Below are 20,406 nucleotides of genomic sequence, written 5' to 3' on the forward strand. Positions count from 1 at the left end.
GCCACAGCCGTTCGGTCCGTTGGTCCGGCGGGTCACGAATACCGTGCGGCGCAGGTCTGCTGGCTGCCCAGGATGCCCGCGCGGAACGCGTCCACGCGGGAGAAGCCGCTCGGCACGGTCTTGCCGTCGGTATCGCTGGCGGCCAGGCCGTCGGAAAGCAGGCCCGATACCGCCTCGTCGATATCGGCCGAGGACAAGGTGATCCCGCCCGACGCGCCGGACCGATCGGGATCGGCCAGTTTCGCCGTGATCACCCCGGACAGGCAGGCCGCCCGCAATCCCGTCTTCGCGCCGGTCAGCTCCTGCCCGGCCGCATGCTGCACGGCCAGCGCGTACCGCGAGATGAAGACGAGGTAGGCGGTGTAGACGCCGGTCACCTTGACCGGCAACCCATCCTGCTCATCGGTGTCGGCGGCGCCACGCTGACGCAGGGCGGACAGATCCGTGCCGATGATGCCGGTGGCGGGGCAGTAGGTCACCGGTGCGGTGTCGGCGCCGTTGCGGCAGTTCATCTTCGCGGTGTCGAAGGTGTATTTCGGCTGTTTGCCGATCGGCATGATCGCGGCCATGGCCCGGGCCAGGTTTTCCAGGGCGGCCTGATCGACAGTGCCCTCGCCGTGCGCCGGATCGGCGTTGTTGGTCTGCGGGAGATTGCCGCGCCGGTGCTCGATCTCGTGCATGTCGATGGCCTTGCAGCCCTTGGGCCCGTCGGTGAAGCCGATCTGCACGGCCGTCACCCGCTCGAACGCCGAACCGTGCACCGACTCCGGATCCTCCGGGTTCTGGTCGCGGATGGCGACCGTGGTGGCCAGCACCGCGTTCAGGCCGTCGGAAGTATTGATCCGGAAATGCTTCGAATTGCCTTGCGCGACAGAACGCATGAACGCGCCCGCGAAACAATCGGCCTGCTGCTCCTTGACGATGGTCGGCGTCTTGCGGCTGACGAGCTTGGCAATGCTCTGAATGGCGTGCCCGTATTCGTGGGCCAGCACCATCACCACCGACATCTTCCCGAAGGTGTCCTGCACCGACGGCAGCAGCATGGTGCGATCCCAGCCGATCGAATGGTCCAGGCCGCAGTACGCGGCATTGTCCAGCCGGTAGGTGGTGTCCGCGCAGAACTCCACATCCTGCGAATGCGGCGCGCGGGAACTCCACGACAACAGTTTGGTGACCGGAACGAAATCCCCCTGGAAATCCGCCGGATACTCACCCTTCCAGTAGGTCTCGATGTCCTCGATGGCATTCATGGCCAGGTGGTCGATCTCGCCGCCATCGGTATTGGCCGGCCGCAGCAGCGCATCCGGGACGCCCGCCCGCGGACCACTGGGACCGCTGGTGGTGGGCAATCCGGCCACCTTGAACGGGTCGTCGTAGATGGACACGGCCCGACCGTGAACACTTCGTATACAACCGGTCAACAGCGTCGCCACCACCGTGAGAATGCCGAGCGTCACCACCGCCCGCCACAGTCCACCCCACCGGCGCGGAGGTACCGCCACCCCCTGGCGTCCAGCCACGTCCACTCCTCGCCGACCGTTCCTGCTCCACCCCGGTATCGGCCATACCGCCGATAAACGCAACACCATGGTCCGGGCGTCCGCATACTATGCTGCGCCCATGTCTTCACCGGGGGCGCAGCAGATCACCGTGCGTCATGCAGGAACCGATCGGGTCTTCGACGCGAGCCAGCAGATCACCATGGGGCGGGCCCCCGAAGTGCTGCTGTTCGTCGACAGCCCGCTGGTTTCCCGGGTGCACGCGATCCTGTCCTACGACGGCGGATCGTGGAAGCTCACCGACAACGGCAGCACCAACGGCGTTTTCGTGGACGCGCGGCGGCTCACCGCCCCGATCGTCATCAACCGGCCCACCCAGGTGCGGCTCGGCGATGCCATCACCGGACCGCTGCTGCACCTGCTGCCCGCGCCGGCCCGCGGCGGATTCGTGCCCGAGCAGCGGCCCGCACCACAGCAGCAGCGGCCGCCGGTCCGGCCACAACCGCCCGCGCAGCAACCGCCGGGGCAACCGTACGGGCAGCGGCAGCCGTCCAATCCGATTCCGGCGCAGTCGGCGAATCCGCCACAGGCGCGGCCCAATCCGCAGGCCTCGCACCCGCAGCCGGTGGTGCCGAACCCGCAGCATCGTCCGCCCGCGACGCCCTGGCAGAACCAGCCGGTCTCCAATGTGCAACCGGCCGTGCCGAACTTCCAGCGGCCGCCGGTACAGCAGCCGCCGAGCCGGCCACAGCCGCCCGTGCAACAGCCGCCGAGCCAGCAGCCGCACGCGCAACAGCCGCCGAGCCAGCAGCAGGCGCCGGTGAGTCGCCCCCAGCATCAGGTGCAACCGCCCAGCCAGCAGCAGCCGCCGGTACCGCCGCAGAGCGGGCCGCAAGCGCAGCCGCCGCAGAGCGCCGCGCAGCCGGTGCAACCCGCGCCGAACCAGGACGCGGCCGTCAATATCAATATGACCACCAAGGCCGACACCTCGATGCTGCCGCCGGTGCGGGCCCGCGCCGCCACCGCCGCCATCGCGCGCGCCGACCGGATTCCGCAGGGCGGCTTGAACATCGGCCGCACCAGCGACAACCAGATCGTGGTCAACGATCCGCTGGCCTCGCGCAAGCACGCGCGCCTGGTCCGGGACCGTGAGGGCCTGGCCATCGAGGATCTCGGCTCGGCCAACGGCACCTTCGTGAACGGCCGCCGCGAACAGCGCACCGTGCTGCGCGAACGCGACATCATCACCATCGGTAACGTCGACTTCGTCGTGCAAGAGGGCACGCTGGTGCGCCGGCAGCGGCCGGTCGCCGAGCAGGGCCTGCACGTGCACGGCGTCGGATTCACCGTCGAAGGCAACAAGCAGCTGCTGGTCGACGTGAACATGCAGGCCGGTCGCGGTTCGCTGACCGCGCTCATCGGGCCGTCCGGCGCGGGTAAGTCGACGCTGTCGAAAGTCATTGCGGGAACGACACATCCGTCCTCGGGCGTGGTCACCTTCGAAGGCCGCAACCTGCACGCCGAATACGAGGCGCTGCGCTCCCGCATCGGCATGGTGCCGCAGGACGATGTGCTGCACCGGCAGCTCACCGTCAAGCAGGCGCTGAACTTCGCCGCCCAGCTGCGGCTGCCGCCGGATACCAGCAAGGCGGACCGCAAGGCCGTCATCGAGGGTGTGCTGGACGAACTTTCGCTCACCCAGCACGCCGATACCCGCGTGGATCGGCTCTCGGGTGGTCAGCGCAAGCGCGCCTCGGTGGCCATGGAACTGCTCACCGGTCCGTCGCTGCTGATCCTCGACGAGCCCACCTCGGGTCTGGATCCGGCGCTGGACCGGCAGGTCATGACCATGCTGCGCGAGCTCGCGGACGCGGGCCGCACCGTCATCGTGGTCACGCATTCGGTTGCGTGCCTGGACATGTGCGATGAGGTGCTGTTGCTCGCGCCCGGCGGTAAGACCGCCTACGCCGGGCATCCGGGCCGGGTGCGGGAGTTCCTCGGCACCAGCGACTGGGCGGAGATCTTCTCCCGGGTCGCCGCCGACCCGGACCGCGCCTTCGCGGATTTCCGCTCCCGCCAGGCGTTCACGCCGCCACCGCCGCCGGCGAAACCGGCCGAGAAGGCGAAGGCGCCGAAATCCAGTCCGCTCAAACAGTTCTCGACACTGTCGCGGCGGCAGGTGCGGCTCATCTTCGCGGACCGCGGTTATCTGGCGTTCCTGGTGGTGCTGCCGTTCGTGCTGGGTGCGCTGTCGCTGGTGGTGCAGGGCAAGGCCGGTTTCCAGAAGGGCGCGCTCACGCAGCTGCCGGACGGCACGTTCGTGCCCAGCGGCGGCAGTGAGGCCCAGCAGTTGCTGGTGGTGCTGATCCTGGGCGCGTGCTTCATGGGTTCCACGCTGACCGTGCGTGATCTGGTGGGTGAGCGGGCGATCTACTTCCGGGAGCGGGCCGTCGGGCTGCGTTCCGGCTCGTATCTGATGTCGAAGATCATCGTGTTCAGCCTGGCGGCGCTGTTGCAGGCGGCCGTGATGATCGGCATCGTGCTCGCGTTCAAGAAGGGTCCCGGGCCGGGTGTGGTGATCCCGCCGGGCAGTGTCGAGCTGTACGCCGATATCGCGATGACGGCGGTGACCTGCGTGGTGCTGGGGCTGGCGCTGTCCAGCCTGGCCAGGTCCAGCGAGCAGGTGATGCCGCTGCTGGTGGTCGTGATCATGGGGCAGCTGGTGATGGCGGGCGGCATGATCCCGGTGACGAACCGGATCGTGCTGAACCAGGTCTCCTGGCTGTTCCCGGCGCGCTGGGGTTACTCGGCGGGCGGGTCGACGGTGAACATCCGGAAGCTGTCGGCGTCCGCGCAGGCGGACACGCTGTGGCAGCACGAGCCGGTCTACTGGGCCCTGGACATGGGGATGCTGGCCGTGATCCTGATCGTGCTGGCGCTGTTCACCTGGTCGCGACTGCGGTTGAAGAAGTCCGCGGCATGAGCGGGGGGTGCGAAGTATCGGTTCGGGTACGCGCCCTGCGGGTTCAGCAGGCAGACTGATGAACGTGACAGCGCGAGTTGGAGCAGTGCATCTCGGCTGGGACGTGGTGTCGGTGGCCGCCGGTGGCGGCGGCACGCCGATCCGCCCGGTCGAGGTCGAAGGCACGTATACACCGCCCGCCTACCTGCTGGCGGATTCGTCCGGCCGGCTGCACACGGCCGGCGTGGACCGGCGGCCCGATGTCGGCATCGCCATTTCCGATGTGCGCGACATCATCGGTCACCCGCAGATCGTGGTGGCCGGGGCGACCTGGCCCGCCGAACTGGTCTTCCGGGCCCGCATGCACAACCCGCTGGCATCGCTCAACGAACGCCTCGGCGGGCCGCCCGACGTGATCGCCCTGCCGTTCCCCGACGATTGGCCGGATCAGAAGGTCGAGGAATTCATCCGCCTGGTCGAGCAGCTCGGCGTGCCTGCCGAGGCGCTGCCCGAATCCGTGGCGCTGTCCGGGTACGTCCGCGCCCTCGGCCTGGTCCGCAGGCCCGGTCGCGGGCCCGCGGTGGGTGCCGTCGGCGTCTACTCCGACGGTCGCGAATGCCTGGTGGTCGCCGTCCACGGCGATGACGACGAGCCCACCGAATCGGTCAGCGTCGGCATCACCCAGGAGGCCCTGCACGAGGCCCGGGCCGCCGACAATGTGGTCATCGAGGTCATGGCCGCCGCGCGCGCCATCAACGCCGACACCTCGACCATCCTGCTCACCGGCAATGTGTGCTTCAACGACGCCCTGCGCCTCGCCTTCCAGAACCACCTCGGCCACCGCTTCCAGGTCGCCGACCACCCCATGCACGCCCTGGTCCTCGGCGCCGCCCACCTCATGGTCACCGACGCCGAAACCGACGAAACCTACGGCACCGCCGGCGCCCACCAGGCCCAGAGCGCCGCGCCCGGGCAAGCGGCACAGTCGGATCCGCGTGCGGCGGGCGCATCCGGCAGCGGCCCACGCCATTCCGAGGGGCGACATGCCACCGGCGAACGCGCGGTGGTCAGGCCCGGCGGCCAGGCCGCGCAACCCGGTTCTCCGGCGCAATCCGCGCATGCGGCAGCGCAACCCGGCCAGGGCGCAGCGCAACCTGGTCATGCGGCGCCGCAACCGGGAGATGCCGCATCGCAAGCCGGTCAGGGTGTTGCGGGCGGATCGACGTCCGAGGAGGCGCGCCCGATCGAGCAGGGCCCGCGTCATCTGTCGCAGTTCGCGGGCATGGAGGCCATGCAGCGGCAGCCCGAGCCCTTGGCGCAGCAGCCGGAACTGATTCCACGGCATATGGATTCGCCGCCTACCGGTGATCCGCGCGCACGGGGCGGGGTCGGTGCGGCCGAGGACGTGACGCAGAAGGTGAGTGCCGAGGAAGCGGCGCGGCTCGCGGCCGCGGCCGGTTGGCAGGCCGGGGGCTCGGGGCGGCCGGGCGAAACCGGTTCGCGGACAGGGGAACCTGTCCCGGGAGCGGAGCCGGCCGACGCCGGGCTCACCCGCCGGATGACGACCGATGACCTGTCGTCGTTCGCCGACCCATCGGGGGCCGCCGGTCCGACCCGGCGACTGACCGCCGAGGAGGCCGCGAAGGCCGGCGCCGGGCAGCCGCCCGTCGATCCGGCCGGCGCACAGGGTGCCGGGGTGGAAGATCCCGCTGCCGGTCGGGGCGGGTTGCCGCCAGGTCTGGCCGGGGTGGGCGGACGCTTCACCCGGCCGCCGGTGGGTTCGCCTGCCGACGATCAGATGACTGCCGTCGTCGGCCGCACCCCGCAGGGCGATGCGGCCCAGGCCGGATACGGTGCTGCCGGTGGGCAGTCCGCGCCCGGTCAGTCCGCCAGCGGCGCGAATCAGGCCGGTGCGCAGCAGGGCTCGCCCGCTGCGGCGTACGGCCAGGGCTACGGGCCCGCCGGTGCGCCGGGTTCGGCTGGTGCGCAACAGGGTTCGGCCGGTACGCAACAGGGCGCGGCCCAAGGACAATACGGCGCCGGAAGTTACGGCGGCCAGCCCGGTGCGGCGAGCGGTTACGGCGGATCCGGCTATTCCGGTGGCGCGCAACAAGGTACCGGCGGGGTGCCGGGACCCGGTGGCGCGCAACAGGGTCCCGGCGGGTCACACGGACCCGGTGGCGCACAGCAGGTTCAGGGCGGCGCGCAACAGGTTCCCGGTGGTGCACAGCAGGGGCAAGGTGGCGGATACGGTCCGGGTGGTGCGCCGCAGGGGTACAACACCGGGCAGTATGGGCCGGGCGCCGGTGGTTACGGTGCGCAGAATCCCTATGGCGCGGGCGGGTACGGCCAGGGTGGGTACGGCGCCGAGCAAGGCGGGTACGGGGCCGGGGGTTCCGGAAACGCTCCTGGTCAGGGCGGGGCAGGGTACGGTGGATCGATGCCGTCCAGCGGGTCGCGACAGGATCGATCGCCGGAAAATGCCGCCGGTCAGGAAGATTCGGAATCCGGGTCCGAGCGGGATCGCAAGCGCAAGGGCAAGCTCTGGAACAAGATGAAGGGCACTTTCGGCGCGCCGATCGTGATCGGCGCGACGGCCCTCGCGGCCATGGGCATGCACACCGACGGCCGGCCCGTGCAGGTCGCGGACGCCACGATTCAGGTGTTCGGTCCCGCGCTGTCCGCGCGGCCGGTCGAGAACTCGTGCCCCGTGACCCCGTTCGCGTCGGGTGACGCGCGGCCGGGCATCAGCACGGTCGGTGATACGAAGCAGCCGGACTGCCTACGCCTGGGCATCGACACGCTGCGGTACACCATCCCGGGTCCGGCTCGCGGCATCGATCCCGGTCCGCCCGTTCGCATCTGACGAATCGGCGGCAGCGGGCGCGGCGTCATCCGGCGCGGCCGCGGTGGCGTTGAACTCGTAGAGCCAGGCCGCCGTGGCCAGCAGCCCGATCCGGGAAACCTTGGGCGTGGGCCCGGTGTGCCCGGTCAGCGCCCACGCCAAATCGAGATTGATCCGGAACAGCCGCCGGGCGGCGAAGAACAACAGCGCGGCCAGCGGTAGTTCGCCGACGGCCGCGGTGAGCACCGAGAACCACAGCCCCGGCGTATTCCAATCCATCACGATGTCGAACCAGGCATCGCAGGTCAGCAGCGTGCCGGTAATGATCGCCCAGGGGATGAAGAGCTGCCGCTTGCGCCACGCGCACCAGGCCGTGATGCCGACCGCGACCACGAGCAGGCAATCGAATCCGACCCAGGCGATGTCCCACTGATGGACCTTGTACTGCGCGGGCAGGCTCACCGACAGGTAGCCGATCCAGGGGAACAGGAAGATGAAACTCGCCGTCATCACGCCCAGGAACAGTCGCCGCATCGACTGTGCGCGGGGATGGCTCGGCGGAATTGTGATCGCCATGGCGTCCTCCGGTCTTTCAGTGACGATGCAAGCGACAGAGATTGCAACGCCTCCGGTGGCACCGGCCATTTCCGCTCTCCGGTATGCCGGATGTCACAATCCGGTCGCCGCGTACCCGGCTCGATCCCGATTTCGGGTGGGCGATACCCCGCTGGTATCGTGGTCCGCTGGTGTGCGGTACGGCCGGGTTTGCCCGGTTGTCGCACGAGCCCCGGGTCTCCACCGGCCGCCGGGATCAGCTCGACCACGCACTGGCTGGCAAAACCTACGACAGACAAGGGATGCACTGTGCCTACGTACAGCCCCAAGGGCGGTGACGTGACCCGCAAGTGGTACGTCATCGACGCCACTGACGTAGTGCTCGGTCGTCTTTCCGTGCAGGCTGCGAACCTGCTGCGCGGCAAGACCAAGCCGACCTACGCTCCGAACGTCGACGGTGGCGATTTCGTCATCATCATCAACGCCGAGAAGGTTGCCGTCTCCGGTAACAAGCGCGACGACAAGGTCCTCTACACCCACTCCGGTCACCCGGGTGGTCTGAAGGGCCGTACCGTGGGCCAGATCCTGGACACCCGCCCCGACCGTCTGGTCGAGCGTGCCGTCAAGGGCATGATCCCGAAGAACAAGCTGGGCAACCAGATCATTCGCAAGCTGAAGGTCTACGCGGGCCCGAACCACCCGCACGCCGCCCAGCAGCCCATCCCCTTCGAGATCAAGCAGGTGGCCCAGTGACCGCTCCCGAAGAATTCAACGACGACGAGTTCGTTGTCGAGGACACCGCTGTGGAGGTCGTCGACGAGGCCGGCTACGAGGCCGAGGGTGAGTTCACTTCCTTCGCCGCCGCCCCGGTCGTGATCGACCGCCCGATCCAGACCGTCGGCCGCCGCAAGGAGGCCGTGGTTCGCGTGCGCATGGTGCCGGGTTCCGGCAACTTCGTGCTGAACGGCCGCACCATCGAGAACTACTTCCCGAACAAGGTGCACCAGCAGCTGGTCAAGTCGCCGCTGGTCACGGTCGAGCGCACCGAGTCCTTCGACATCTTCGCCCGCCTGGTCGGCGGCGGCCCGTCGGGTCAGGCCGGCGCTCTGCGCCTCGCCATCGCCCGCGCGCTGATCGAGGTCACCCCGGACGACCGTCCCGCCCTCAAGCGGGCCGGCTTCCTGACTCGTGACCCGCGTGCCACCGAGCGTAAGAAGTACGGCCTCAAGAAGGCCCGTAAGGCGCCTCAGTACTCGAAGCGCTGATATTGCGCCGTACGGCCCTACCGTGCGCGTCCCTCTGCTGGGCCGGGCACGGTACGGTCTATACGGCAACCTGTACGAGAGCAGGCTCCCAGCAACGGTTTTCGTTGCTCCTTCTTCCTCCTGGGTGTTTCCCGCCGCGGCACGCGGCGGGAAACGAGAGGCGGGGAGCGGGTCGGGCGCCTGCTCTTGTGCTGTAACGACCGACCAGCAGGGGTGTTGAGGTAGGTATGGGACGTTTGTTCGGCACCGACGGAGTCCGCGGACTCGCCAACGACTCACTGAGTCCGGAACTGGCGCTGCAGGTTTCGGCCGCGGCAGCGCAAGTGCTGAGCCGGGGGAAGAAACGCGCGCTGGCCGTGGTCGGCCGGGATCCGCGCGCCAGCGGTGAAATGCTGGAGGCCGCGGTCACCGCGGGCCTCACCGCCGCGGGCGTGGACGTGCTGTCGGTGGGGGTGCTGCCGACGCCGGCCGTCGCCTACCTGACCGGCGTGTACGACGCCTGCCTGGGCGTGATGATCTCCGCCTCGCACAATCCCATGCCCGACAACGGCATCAAGATCTTCGCGGCGGGCGGCCACAAGCTGGACGACGCCATCGAGGATCGCATCGAGGCCCTGGTCGCCGCGGGCACCTTCGCCCGGCCGACCGGCGCCGCCATCGGCCGCATCCTGGGCCGGACCGGACTGGGTGGTCACGTCTTCGACGCCAATGACCGATACAGCCTGGAAGGCACCCACGAACGCTATGTGGAGCACCTGGTGGAAGCCACCGGGCGCGACCTGAGCGGACTCACCGTGGTGGTCGACTGCGCCAACGGCGCCGCCTCCGAGGTCGGCCCGGCCGCCTACCGGGAGGCCGGCGCGACCGTCATCGCCATCAATGCCGAACCCGACGGCCTCAATATCAATGAGGGCTGCGGCTCCACCCATCTGGACCAGGTCCAGCACGCGGTGCGTGAGCACGGCGCGGACCTCGGCCTCGCCCACGACGGCGACGCCGACCGCTGCCTGGCCGTGGACGGCAAGGGCGGGGTGGTCGACGGCGACGCCATCATGGCGATTCTGGCTCTCGCCATGCGGGATTCGGGTGAGCTGGCCGCGAACACGCTGGTCGCCACCGTCATGAGCAACCTCGGCCTGCATATCGCCATGCGCGGCGCGGGCATCGAGGTGCGTACCACCGCCGTCGGCGACCGCTACGTCCTCGAGGATCTCCGCAACGGCGGCTTCACCCTCGGCGGCGAGCAGTCCGGGCATGTGGTGTTCCCCAAGTTCGGCACCACCGGCGACGGCATCCTCACCGGCCTGCGCCTGATGGCCCGCATGGCCGAAACCGGAAGCAGCCTAGCGGAATTGGCCGCGGTGGTGCAGACGGTGCCGCAGATCCTGATCAATGTCCCGGTCTCCGACAAGGCGGCCGTGGCTTCGGCGCCCTCGGTCCGCGAGGCCGTGGCGGACGCCGAACGCAGCCTCGGCGACACCGGCCGAGTGCTCCTGCGGCCCAGCGGAACCGAGCAGTTGGTCCGCGTCATGGTCGAAGCCACCGACCTGCAGGCAGCCCAGCGCCTGGCGGATGACCTCGCCAAACTCGTAGCGGCCGTATAGGTCTCGCAGCGCCCGCCGCCGGACCGGCGACGGGCGCTCACCGCTCATCCGATGCGTTGCAGGTTCCGGTCGCGGCGGGCGGCGACGCTGGAGCCGGATTCGCGTCTTGCCATGCGGCGCAGCACGATCGGGGTGCAGAGTATGCCGATGATCGCCCAGGCGCCGAGGACGCCGACCGTCTCCAGGTGCCGCCAGGAATGGCCGAGTTCGGCGGCGACCGCCGACGACGGCAACATGGCCGAACGGACGCCCAGGCCCAGCCAGTACACCGGGAAGAGCTGTGCCACGGCCTGCAACCAGCCCGGCATCGCGGTAATGGGATAGAAGATGCCGGAGATGGCGATCAGGCCGACAATCGGCACCGAGACATAGCCCGCGCCGCGTGCGCCCTCGATCAGTGACCCCAGCATGGCCCCGATGGATTGGGTGGCAACGAATCCGAGTGGAATCACCCAGGCCAGGGTGAGCCAGCAGGAGGCGGAATCCAGGCGCAGGCCGTGCACCAGGAACACGCCGGGTATCAGCAGTACCGCGAGGTAGAAGAGCACCGTTGCGGAGACCGTCACGATCTTGCCCACGTAGTAGCCGGTGATGCCGCCCGGAATTATCCTGGCGCGCAACAGGGTTCCGTCCTCGCGTTCCGCGGCCAGATACTGGACCTCCAGCAGCATGCCCAGCGCCACGTACATGCCGAGCACGCTGGGCAGCATGAAAGCGTCCAGGGATGTGCCGCCGGGCACGGTCTTGTGCCGGAGGAAGAAAACGGCCACCAATGTGGCTGCGGGCCAGAAGATCTGGCCGATCAGGGTGCCGCCGGTGAAGGCTTGGCGCAGCTCGACCAGTCCGCGGGCGATGCCCGATCGCACGGCTGTCGAGCGGCCGCGCAAGGCGCTGCCCGATCCGGGTACTGCCGCGGTCATGATGCTGCCTCCAGCGGTGTCTCCTCGGTTTTGCGGACCAGATCGAGGTAGGCGTCTTCGAGGGTGGCGCGGTGGATCTCCAGTCGGGTGATCTCGCGGCCGTATCGGGTGAACAGGTCGAACGCGAATGCGGTCGAGTCCGTGGTGGTTTCGAGGTGCGACCGGCCGTGCTGATGCCAGCGCACTTCGTCGTGGCCGGCGATGCGGGTGGTCAGTTCCGCGGTGGTGCCCTCGGCGATGATGCGGCCTCCGTCCAGGACGGCGATCCGGTCGGCCAGTCGTTCGGCCTCCTGCAGGTCGTGGGTGGTGAGCAGGACGGTGGTCGCGCGGTCGCGGGCCAATCGCCGGATGAGGTCGTGGAATTCGTGCCTGGCGTGCGGGTCGAAGCCGGTGGTGGGTTCGTCCAGGAACAGCACCTCGGGGCGGCCCACCAGGCCGACAGCGACGTCCAGGCGGCGGCGTTGCCCGCCCGACAGTCTGGCGATCCGGGTATGCGCCTGTTCGGCGAGACCTACCGCGGCGATGAGATCATCCGTATCCCAAGGGCGTCGGATGGCAGGGGTGCTGTAGTCGGCGTAGTAGGAGCCCAGCTGGGCAAGCAGTTCCCGCACCTGCCATTTGGCGTGGTCACGCCAGGATTGCAGGACGACGCCGATCCGTGCGCGCCAGGCGTCGCCGCCGTGGGCGGGGTCGACGCCGAGCACGGTGACCCGGCCGGCGGAGCGGAGGCGGAAGCCTTCCAGGATTTCGATGGTGGTGGTCTTGCCGGCCCCGTTCGGGCCGAGCAGGGCCAGGACTTCGCCGCGTCGAGCGGTCAGATTCACCTCGTGCAGTACATCTTCGGCTCCGTATCGCATGCGGAGTCCTTCGATTTCGATCGTTCGGTCAGCGTCGGGCATGGCTGGTCCTCTTCGATTCAGTTTCGACAGCGTTAAGCAACCGTAGTTGACTAACTTCGATTTAGTCAACCAAGGTTGCTATTCGGATCGGAACCGGGGCTACAGCGATTCGGTGAGCTTGCCCGCGTCCATATGCCAGCGGCGGGTCGCGCGCACGGTGTCGAGCATGCGGCGGTCATGGGTGACGAGCAGGACCGTGCCGTCGAAGGATTCGACCGCCTGCTCGAGCTGCTCGATGGCGGGCAGATCCAGGTGATTGGTCGGTTCGTCCAGGACCAGCAGGTTGACGCCGCGCGCTTGCAGCAGGGCCAAGGCGGCGCGGGTGCGTTCACCGGGGGAGAGAGTGTCATTGGGGCGCAGTACATGCGGGCCGCGCAGGCCGAACTTGGCCAGCAGGGTGCGCACCTCGGACTCGGGCTGATCCGGCACCTCGGCGCTGAAAGTGTCGGCGAGAGTGGCCGTGCCGCGGAACAGTCCACGCGCCTGATCCACCTCGCCGATGGCGACGCCCGAGCCGATGGACGCGGAACCGCTGTCCGGCTTCGTCTTTCCGAGCAGCAGCGACAGCAGGGTGGATTTGCCGGAGCCGTTCGCGCCGGTGAGCACGATGCGGTCACCGGCATCCACCTGGATGGTCACCGGGCCGAGGGTGAAGTCCCCGCGGGTGAGGGTCGCGCCGGAGAGGGTCGCCACCACGGTCCCGCTGCGGGGTGCGGCGGCAATCGTCATGCGCAGTTCCCACTCCTTGCGGGGTTCCTCCACCTGGTCCAGGCGTTCGATGCGCTTGATCGTCTGCTTGATCTTGGAGGCCTGCTTCTCGGTGGATTCGGCGCGCATCTTGCGGCCGGCCTTGTCGGAGTCCACTTTTCGCGGGTCGCGGGCCTTGCGGCGGGCATTGCGGACGCCGTGTTCCATCCAGTTGCGCTGCATGACGGCGCGGGCCTCCAGGCCGGCCTTGGTGTCGGCGAACTCCTCGTAGGCCTCGCGGGCGTGTCGGCGGGCGATATCGCGTTCCACCAGGTAGGACTCGTAACTGCCGTCGTAGATGTCGACCTGCTGCTGAGCCAGGTCCAGTTCGACGATGCGATTCACGGTGCGGGCCAGGAACTCCCGATCGTGGCTGATCACCATGAGCGGGACGCGGACCTCGTTCACGAACTGTTCCAGGCGCTCCAGGCCGTCCAGGTCCAGGTCGTTGGTGGGCTCGTCGAGGAGCAGGATGTCGAAGCGGGACAACAGGACCGAGGCCAGGCCGGCACGGGCGGCCTGACCGCCGGACAGCACCGTCATCAGGGTGTCGAGGCCGTGCGGGAGGCTGACGGTGAGGCCGAGGTCGGCGGCGATCTCGTCGGCGCGCTGTTCGAGATCCGCGCCGCCGAGGGCCAGCCAGCGCTCCAGGGCGGGGGAGTATTCGTCGTCGCCGCCGTCCGCCAATCGTTCGGCGGCGGCGTCCATGGTCTGCTGGGCGGTGGCGACTCCGGTGCGGCGGCGCAGGAATTCGAGCACGGTTTCACCGGCGAGGCGTTCGGGTTCCTGGGCCAGGTAGCCGACGGTGGAATCCGGTGGGCTGAGGGTGATCTCGCCCTCGGGGGCGTGGCCGTCGGCGAGCATGCGCAGCAGCGTGGATTTTCCGGCGCCGTTCACGCCGACCAGTCCGATCACGTCGCCGGGGGCGAGTACGAGATCCAGGTCGGCGAAGAGGGTCCGCTCGCCGTGTCCGGCGGCGAGTCCGCGCGCATGCAGAGTGGTGCTCACCAGGGCAATTCTGCCGTGCTCAGGGTGGCACCCTGACTTCGGGCCTCCCGAAGTTCAGGGTCGGAATGGGTCGGGGGACCGATGTCGCGGGCGTTCCCGATCGGCAGAGTGGAGCTATGACCACACCGACCAAGCGATTCACCCGTTCGACCTCCGACAAATGGTTCGGCGGTGTTTGCGGCGGCATCGCCGAATACTTCGGCTGGAGCGCGACCCTCGTACGCGCCCTGTTCGTCCTTTCCTGCCTGCTGCCCGGACCGCAGTTCCTGCTTTACATCGCGCTGTGGATCGTCATTCCCAAGTACTGATTTCATCCACAGCCGGGAGTTATCCACAATCGGTATCAAGGGGCTGCGGGGGTCCACCGCGAGTGACAGGATGATAGCCACGTCACTGCGGAGGAGCGCACATGGTCACATCGGGTGATCTGCCAGGACTTGATCTGCCGAATCTCGACGCGCATTCGGAACTGGGTGCGCTGGGCGCCGTGGAGCTACAGCACCCGACCCAGGACATCGACGGCGACGGACTAGCCGACACCGTGACCACCACCAGCGACAACGCCATGCAGGTGTGGACCGACCTGGATCACGACGGCTACGCCGATCACGTGACCGTCGTCGACAGCGGCGGCGACTACGCGGCGTGGGAGTTCCACCACAACCCGGACGGCACCACCGCCTGGGTGCGCACCGATGAGGGCCGCCTCGGGCACTGACGCGGCCACCCCGGCACACGGCCGGGGACAGGGGGATTCGAGCTAGGGGGGACGGATGGGTGGATCCGATGTGCTCGGCGTCGACACCGGCGCCCTGCACGCGGCGGCGTCGGCCCTGCGAGGGTGCGCGTCCGCACTGGAAGAGCAGTCGCGCCGCGTCGGCACGCATGGTCTCGCAGACAATGTGGCGGGCCGCAACTATGGCCGGCAGGGCCTGGCCCTGCACCACGGCTTCGAACGGATCGCGTCCTGCCTGCACAACTGGGGTACGGCCGCGGGCGTCACCGCCGATGTATTCGAGCGCGCGGCAACGGAATACGCGCGACTCGACCAGCAGAACGCCGCCGCCGTCACGGGGGCGGGGCGATGAGCTTCGACATCACCGGCAAATCCATCGACCAGATCCTGGACCACGGTGCGCCCGGATTGCAGTACTGGGAGCGGTTCCTGCCCCTGTACGAGAAGGCCTTCGGCATCCCACGCCCCGGAACCGGGGAACTCCAGGCCCGCTACGACGAACAACGCGGTACGAACCTCGCCGAACTCGATACGGCCCGAGCCGAATTGGCGAAGGCGCTGACCGAGGCCGAAACCCAACTGGCCGCCCACCGCGACGTGGCGACCGGTCTGCCCGGCATCTGGTCCGGCGGCGCCGGTATCCAGGCAATCGGTATCGCCGAGGCCCAAGTACGCCAGGCCCGCGGCGATATCGATGCGGCGCAAGCCGCCGCCAAGGCATTGGAGGCGGTGCTCCAACCGCTGCGTCAGGCCGCACTCACCAAGGCCGAGCACACCTTGGCCCTGCTCGAGGAAAACCCTGATGGCACAAGGACTGTCGCGATCGGTGGCAAGACCCCCGGCGAGATCGATGCCCTGCTCACCGAGCACCCCGATCCCTGGCTGACAAACACCTTCAAACGCGACGTCGAAAGCAAGTTGGACGCATTCAACGCCGCCTGCAGGACCGCGGACGAATTCTTCGAATCCGAATACGAATCCGTCATAGCCGCCCTGGGCTCGGTCGTCGAGGCACCGTACCCACACCCCGTAGACCTCCCCATATCGAACATTCCGCAGCCGCCACCCCGAGCAATACCGCTTGCGCCGCAATCGCCTGCCCCGCAGCCGATCCCGCAATACGCGGTCGCACCGCAGCAAGCCCAGCCCGCGGTGAACTCCGTCCCGGTGCAACCACAGTCCGCCCCGTCGCACGACAATCCGCCGCAATCGATCCCGGCATCGAGTCATCCGGACCCGATGCCGGTCCAAAACGAGTCCCCGCGCGGCGCCGCCGCGCCGGATATGGCGGTCCGATCCCAGCCGCAGTCCTCATCGACCCTGCCGGCCGACAGTGCGCCCGCATCGATGGAACGCGCTACGTCGCAACCCGAGAGCATGCCGCAATTCGACAATGCGGGCCGCTCGATCATCGACAGCCTGAGCCGACTCGCACCCACCCTGGGCGAGGGCCTCACCGGAGCCGCAGACAAGATCCGCACCCTCATCGAGTCAGCCACTCCGAAACCATCCGATCCCACGAACCCCGACCCCGCCACCACCGACCCCGGTCATGCCACCGACAAGGCCGAACTCGACATCGCCGGAAAGCATTTCACCCTCGAGCGAACCCCTACGGGTGAACTCCAACTCACCGTCACCGACGAATCCGGCGCCACCCACACCTACACCCTCGGACTCGACAACCACGGCCTCCCGACCGTCACTGAATCCACTACCCCCGCCAAACCCGAAGCCCCATCACCCGACCACCAATCCTCACCATCGACAAACAATCCTGCGGCCTTCGAATCCGCTGCCCCACCATCGATTCCGACCTGCCCGAACCCTCATCCACAGGTCGACCAACCCAACCCGGCAGCCTGCCCCGGCAACCCGCAGCCCCCGGCCGGCGATTCCCCGCCACCAAGCGCGGACAGCACGCAAGGGACCTGCCCACCGGTTCAGCCGCCGTGCGTTGATGATTCGCATCCGGGCCACGACGGCCCGTCGATTCCCGATACAGGCGCCCCACAACCTGGCTGCCCCGCATCGTCCGAGCCCGAGAACGACAGCTTCCCACCTCCTCTCGCGGGCAAAGGTGCGCTACCGCCTGCGCAGAGCGATCACTCGCCGCTGGACAGTGACCAGCCGCCGGAACCGGGTGGGGTCAATTCGTCACAACCGGACACGAACGGGGCGATCCCGCCCGCCGGCAGCGGCCCGCTGCCAGGCGCTCCCGGTGCGTCGCAGCCCGACGGTTCGGTGCCGACGCAAGGTGGTCAGTCTGAGCCGAATCCTCCACCGGCCCTCGGTGATACCGACCCATCGGTCGAAATCCCCGATAGCGGAGTAGAGATCCCCGAACCATCCCAGGGTCGGTCGTCAGAGATGAATCCGCAGTGACGTGGTGAGACTGGTCCATCGGTCGGGATTCGCCAGGGCTCGGCCGACAGTCGGGGCGGCGCGAGGTCCGGCAGCGGCGGCGTGGGGGTCGTGTCGCCGTTACTTGCGGAGGGCCTGGATCAGTTGGAGGACGGGGAGTTTTTGGGGCTGTTCGGGTTCTTCGTCGATGGCTTCGGGGTCTACGAGGTCGGTGTGGGGGATTACGGCCTCGGGGTCGGCGAAGGGTTTGTATTTCTTGTCGCCCAGGACTGCGTAGTTGAGGAAGCCTACAAGGAGGGCTCGGGTGAGGCGTTCGGTGCGGGGCTCGTGTTTGCCGGCGCCGAGGGCGGCGAGGGCGCGGCGGCCTTCGACCATGCCGTTGTGGGTGGCCTTGTCGAGGGAGCGGAAGACTGCGTCGTCGCCCCAGGCGGCGGCCAGGGGGATGGCGTTTGAGCTGACCGAGTCGATGTCGGCTGCGCCCGCGAGGATCAGGGCGGGGGCGTCGATCTTGGGGGCGAGGGCCTCGGCGGACGGGGCCGTGGGGGCGGGGAACAAGGCCGCTACGGCGGCTACCTCGCGCTGGGACGCCGCGATGACGGCGGCGCCGGCGCCCATGCCGTGGCCGGCCAGGGCGAGTTTGTCGGGGTGCACGCTGATCTCGCCGGTGCCCAGGCGGACGCCCGTGCAGATGTCCAGGGTGGTCAGCAGATCGGTGGCCAGGTTCAGGTGCGAGGGGATCGGGCCACGCTCGGTGTCCGGCGCGGCGGCCACATATCCCCAGGAGGCCAGGTGTTCCAGCAGCCGGCGATAGTTGCCCGCACCCGTCAGCCAGCCGTGCCCGAACGCCACCGCGGGCAGGTTCAGGCCCTTCGCGGGCGTGTACACCACCCCGGGCTGCCCGGCGATGCCGAGGTTCCCGCGCAGCACCTCCTGCGGGCCACGCGCGGTCAAGGTGCTCAGGAGCGATTTCACAGACGCCGACACGCTGTTGAACTTAGCCGGTATCCGCCCCGAACGCCGCAGCCGCCGCGTGTTCGATTCCGGGAATCCACCGGGTCGGCGCATAGTGTCGGCCGTCGCGCCCAGCCCGATTCGCGATACGTATCACTAGACGTAAGCTGTGGGCCCATGTGCGGAATCGTCGGGTATGTGGGGTACCGGGATGCCCTCGGTGTCGTGGTGGACGCGTTGCGCCGCATGGAATATCGAGGTTACGACTCCGCGGGGGTCGCGATCCTGGACGGCGCGGGCGGCCTCGCGATCGAACGGAAGGCCGGGCGGCTCGCCAATCTGGAGGCCGAACTGGCGGACATCGGCACCGAACGCTTCACCGGCGGCACCGGTATGGGTCACACCCGCTGGGCCACGCACGGCGCCCCCACCGACCGCAATGCCCACCCGCATCGCGACCACACCGGCCGGGTCGCGGTGGTGCACAACGGCATCATCGAGAACTTCGCACCCCTGCGCCGCGAACTCGAGGAAGCCGGAATCGAACTCGGCAGCGATACCGACACCGAGGTAGCGGTGCACCTGGTGTCCCGCGCCTATATAGAGGGCGAGACCGCCGGCGATTTCGTGGCCGCCGCACTGTCGGTGGTCCGGCGCCTGGAGGGCGCGTTCACCCTCGTCTTCACGCACGCCGATCACCCCGGCACCATTATCGCGGCCCGCCGTTCCACCCCGCTGGTGGTGGGCGTCGGCAAGGGCGAGATGTTCCTCGCCTCCGATGTCACCGCCTTCATCGAACACACCCGTGAGGCCGTGGAACTCGGCCAGGACCAGGCGGTGGTCATCACCGCCGACGGCTACCGCGTCACCGACTTCGACGGCAATCCCGACGGCGTCCGCACCCGCCCCTTCACCATCGACTGGGACCTGGCCGCCGCCGAGAAGGGTGGCCACGACTACTTCATGCTGAAGGAGATCGAAGAGCAGCCGCAGGGTGTCGCCGACACGCTGATCGGGCATTTCCAGGGCGGCAAGATCGTGCTCGACGAGCAGCGGCTGGCCGATTCGGAACTGCGCGAATTCGACAAGGTCTTCGTGGTCGCCTGCGGCAGTTCGTATCACGCCGGACTACTGGCCAAATACGCCATCGAACACTGGACGCGGCTGCCCGTCGAGGTGGAGCTCGCCAGCGAATTCCGTTACCGCGACCCGGTTCTGGACCGTTCCACCCTGGTGGTCGCCATCTCCCAGTCCGGTGAGACCGCGGACACGCTGGAGGCCGTGCGGCACGCCAAGGAGCAGAAGGCGCGAGTCCTGGCCATCTGCAATACCAATGGCGCGCAGATCCCGCGCGAATCCGATGCGGTCGTCTACACCCGCACCGGTCCGGAGATCGGGGTCGCCTCCACCAAGGCGTTCCTGGCGCAGATCACCGCCAACTACCTGGTCGGCCTGGCGCTGGCGCAGGCGCGCGGCACCAAGTACCCCGACGAGGTGGCGCGCGAGTTCGCGGAACTCGAGGCCATGCCGAAACTCGTTGCGCGCGTGCTGGAATCGGCTCCCCAGGTGCGGGAGATCGCCCGCTCACTGGCGCATGTACCGACCGTCCTGTTCCTTGGCCGGCATGTCGGCTACCCGGTGGCACTGGAAGGCGCGCTGAAACTCAAGGAACTCGCCTACATGCACGCCGAGGGCTTCGCGGCGGGCGAACTCAAGCACGGCCCCATCGCCTTGATCGAGGACGGGCTTCCCGTCTTCATCGTGATGCCGTCCCCCAAGGGCCGCGCCCAGCTGCACTCCAAGCTGCTGAGCAATATTCGCGAGATCCAGGCCCGCGGCGCCCGCACCATCGTGATCGCCGAGGAAGGCGACGACACCGTGCGCCCCTACGCCGACCATCTCATCGAAATCCCCATCGCCCCAACCCTCTACCAGCCGCTGCTGTCCACGGTGCCGCTGCAGATCTTCGCCGCCGAGGTGGCGCAGACCCGCGGCTACGACGTCGACAAGCCTCGCAATCTGGCGAAATCGGTCACGGTCGAATAGGACCC

The 20,406-nt window shown here is 68.6% G+C and carries 16 protein-coding genes; 10 read left to right on the top strand and 6 right to left on the bottom strand.

Annotated features, from left to right (window positions below; genetic code table 11):
- Nucleotides 1–32: 32 nt before the first annotated feature.
- A complete protein-coding gene (locus ACIP5Y_RS43640) occupies nt 33–1,520 on the bottom strand; it encodes a metallopeptidase (protein ID WP_400359396.1) in 1,488 nt (495 codons plus the stop codon).
- A gap of 100 nt (nt 1,521–1,620) precedes the next feature.
- Between ACIP5Y_RS43640 and ACIP5Y_RS43645 the strand changes: the two genes are divergently transcribed.
- Together ACIP5Y_RS43645 and ACIP5Y_RS43650 are read left to right on the top strand one after the other, a co-directional pair.
- The gene (locus ACIP5Y_RS43645) at nt 1,621–4,482 is read left to right on the top strand and encodes an FHA domain-containing protein (RefSeq protein ID WP_400359398.1); all 2,862 of its coding nucleotides are present in this window, start codon (nt 1,621–1,623) and stop codon (nt 4,480–4,482) included.
- 64 nt (nt 4,483–4,546) lie between these two features.
- Complete coding sequence (locus ACIP5Y_RS43650; protein WP_400359400.1) at nt 4,547–7,327, top strand: hypothetical protein; 2,781 nt, start codon at nt 4,547–4,549, stop codon at nt 7,325–7,327.
- Here the strand turns inward: ACIP5Y_RS43650 and ACIP5Y_RS43655 are convergent.
- Nucleotides 7,244–7,882, bottom strand: coding sequence for a hypothetical protein (locus ACIP5Y_RS43655; RefSeq protein ID WP_400359402.1), 639 nt, complete (start codon nt 7,880–7,882; stop codon nt 7,244–7,246). The genes ACIP5Y_RS43650 and ACIP5Y_RS43655 overlap by 84 nt on opposite strands.
- A gap of 288 nt (nt 7,883–8,170) precedes the next feature.
- On the opposite strand from ACIP5Y_RS43655, the gene rplM reads away from it, so the two are divergent.
- The 3 genes from rplM to glmM all read left to right on the top strand — a co-directional run bounded on the left by rplM (nt 8,171) and on the right by glmM (nt 10,730).
- Nucleotides 8,171–8,614 (top strand): 50S ribosomal protein L13, encoded by a 444-nt coding sequence (gene rplM, locus ACIP5Y_RS43660; protein WP_400359404.1) that lies wholly within the window; start codon nt 8,171–8,173, stop codon nt 8,612–8,614.
- Between the two features lie 50 nt (nt 8,615–8,664).
- Nucleotides 8,665–9,126 (top strand): 30S ribosomal protein S9, encoded by a 462-nt coding sequence (gene rpsI, locus ACIP5Y_RS43665; protein WP_400359789.1) that lies wholly within the window; start codon nt 8,665–8,667, stop codon nt 9,124–9,126.
- 227 nt (nt 9,127–9,353) lie between these two features.
- Nucleotides 9,354–10,730 (top strand): phosphoglucosamine mutase, encoded by a 1,377-nt coding sequence (gene glmM / locus ACIP5Y_RS43670; RefSeq protein WP_400359406.1) that lies wholly within the window; start codon nt 9,354–9,356, stop codon nt 10,728–10,730.
- Between the two features lie 44 nt (nt 10,731–10,774).
- On the opposite strand, the gene ACIP5Y_RS43675 is transcribed toward glmM, so the two are convergent.
- The 3 genes from ACIP5Y_RS43675 to ACIP5Y_RS43685 form a co-directional block, all read right to left on the bottom strand.
- The gene (locus tag ACIP5Y_RS43675; RefSeq protein ID WP_400359409.1) at nt 10,775–11,650 is read right to left on the bottom strand and encodes an ABC transporter permease; all 876 of its coding nucleotides are present in this window, start codon (nt 11,648–11,650) and stop codon (nt 10,775–10,777) included.
- The gene (locus tag ACIP5Y_RS43680) at nt 11,647–12,507 is read right to left on the bottom strand and encodes an ABC transporter ATP-binding protein (RefSeq protein WP_400359411.1); all 861 of its coding nucleotides are present in this window, start codon (nt 12,505–12,507) and stop codon (nt 11,647–11,649) included. Before ACIP5Y_RS43680 ends, ACIP5Y_RS43675 begins: the two co-directional genes overlap by 4 nt.
- Nucleotides 12,508–12,648: 141 nt before the next feature.
- Nucleotides 12,649–14,304 (bottom strand): ABC-F family ATP-binding cassette domain-containing protein, encoded by a 1,656-nt coding sequence (locus ACIP5Y_RS43685; protein ID WP_400359412.1) that lies wholly within the window; start codon nt 14,302–14,304, stop codon nt 12,649–12,651.
- A gap of 116 nt (nt 14,305–14,420) precedes the next feature.
- On the opposite strand from ACIP5Y_RS43685, the gene ACIP5Y_RS43690 reads away from it, so the two are divergent.
- The 4 genes from ACIP5Y_RS43690 to ACIP5Y_RS43705 all read left to right on the top strand — a co-directional run bounded on the left by ACIP5Y_RS43690 (nt 14,421) and on the right by ACIP5Y_RS43705 (nt 17,425).
- The gene (locus ACIP5Y_RS43690) at nt 14,421–14,612 is read left to right on the top strand and encodes a PspC domain-containing protein (RefSeq protein WP_400359414.1); all 192 of its coding nucleotides are present in this window, start codon (nt 14,421–14,423) and stop codon (nt 14,610–14,612) included.
- A gap of 101 nt (nt 14,613–14,713) precedes the next feature.
- Nucleotides 14,714–15,022, top strand: a complete 309-nt coding sequence (locus ACIP5Y_RS43695) for a DUF6802 family protein (RefSeq protein ID WP_397006647.1) — start codon at nt 14,714–14,716, stop codon at nt 15,020–15,022.
- A 55-nt stretch (nt 15,023–15,077) separates the two neighbouring features.
- Nucleotides 15,078–15,392: a hypothetical protein gene (locus tag ACIP5Y_RS43700; RefSeq protein WP_400359416.1), complete on the top strand. Its 315-nt coding sequence runs from the start codon at nt 15,078–15,080 to the stop codon at nt 15,390–15,392.
- Nucleotides 15,389–17,425: a hypothetical protein gene (locus ACIP5Y_RS43705; protein ID WP_400359418.1), complete on the top strand. Its 2,037-nt coding sequence runs from the start codon at nt 15,389–15,391 to the stop codon at nt 17,423–17,425. The genes ACIP5Y_RS43700 and ACIP5Y_RS43705 overlap by 4 nt, the downstream gene beginning before the upstream one ends.
- Nucleotides 17,426–17,524: 99 nt before the next feature.
- Here ACIP5Y_RS43705 and ACIP5Y_RS43710 read toward each other — a convergent pair whose 3' ends face one another.
- The gene (locus ACIP5Y_RS43710; RefSeq protein ID WP_400359420.1) at nt 17,525–18,388 is read right to left on the bottom strand and encodes a dienelactone hydrolase family protein; all 864 of its coding nucleotides are present in this window, start codon (nt 18,386–18,388) and stop codon (nt 17,525–17,527) included.
- 144 nt (nt 18,389–18,532) lie between these two features.
- On the opposite strand from ACIP5Y_RS43710, the gene glmS reads away from it, so the two are divergent.
- Complete coding sequence (gene glmS, locus ACIP5Y_RS43715; protein ID WP_400359422.1) at nt 18,533–20,401, top strand: glutamine--fructose-6-phosphate transaminase (isomerizing); 1,869 nt, start codon at nt 18,533–18,535, stop codon at nt 20,399–20,401.
- The last annotated feature ends 5 nt before the right edge of the window (nt 20,402–20,406 follow it).

Source organism: Nocardia sp. NPDC088792 (assembly GCF_044750615.1).
Classification (GTDB): Bacteria; Actinomycetota; Actinomycetes; order Mycobacteriales; family Mycobacteriaceae; genus Nocardia.

Coding starts and splice junctions, on each gene's coding strand:
- glmS (WP_400359422.1), top strand. CDS start 18,533: ATGTGCGGAATCGTCGGGTATGTGGGGTACCGGGATGCCCTCGGTGTC.
- ACIP5Y_RS43700 (WP_400359416.1), top strand. CDS start 15,078: ATGGGTGGATCCGATGTGCTCGGCGTCGACACCGGCGCCCTGCACGCG.
- ACIP5Y_RS43680 (WP_400359411.1), bottom strand. CDS start 12,507: ATGCGATACGGAGCCGAAGATGTACTGCACGAGGTGAATCTGACCGCT.
- ACIP5Y_RS43695 (WP_397006647.1), top strand. CDS start 14,714: ATGGTCACATCGGGTGATCTGCCAGGACTTGATCTGCCGAATCTCGAC.
- ACIP5Y_RS43645 (WP_400359398.1), top strand. CDS start 1,621: ATGTCTTCACCGGGGGCGCAGCAGATCACCGTGCGTCATGCAGGAACC.
- glmM (WP_400359406.1), top strand. CDS start 9,354: ATGGGACGTTTGTTCGGCACCGACGGAGTCCGCGGACTCGCCAACGAC.
- ACIP5Y_RS43675 (WP_400359409.1), bottom strand. CDS start 11,650: ATGACCGCGGCAGTACCCGGATCGGGCAGCGCCTTGCGCGGCCGCTCG.
- ACIP5Y_RS43655 (WP_400359402.1), bottom strand. CDS start 7,882: ATGGCGATCACAATTCCGCCGAGCCATCCCCGCGCACAGTCGATGCGG.
- ACIP5Y_RS43690 (WP_400359414.1), top strand. CDS start 14,421: ATGACCACACCGACCAAGCGATTCACCCGTTCGACCTCCGACAAATGG.
- ACIP5Y_RS43705 (WP_400359418.1), top strand. CDS start 15,389: ATGAGCTTCGACATCACCGGCAAATCCATCGACCAGATCCTGGACCAC.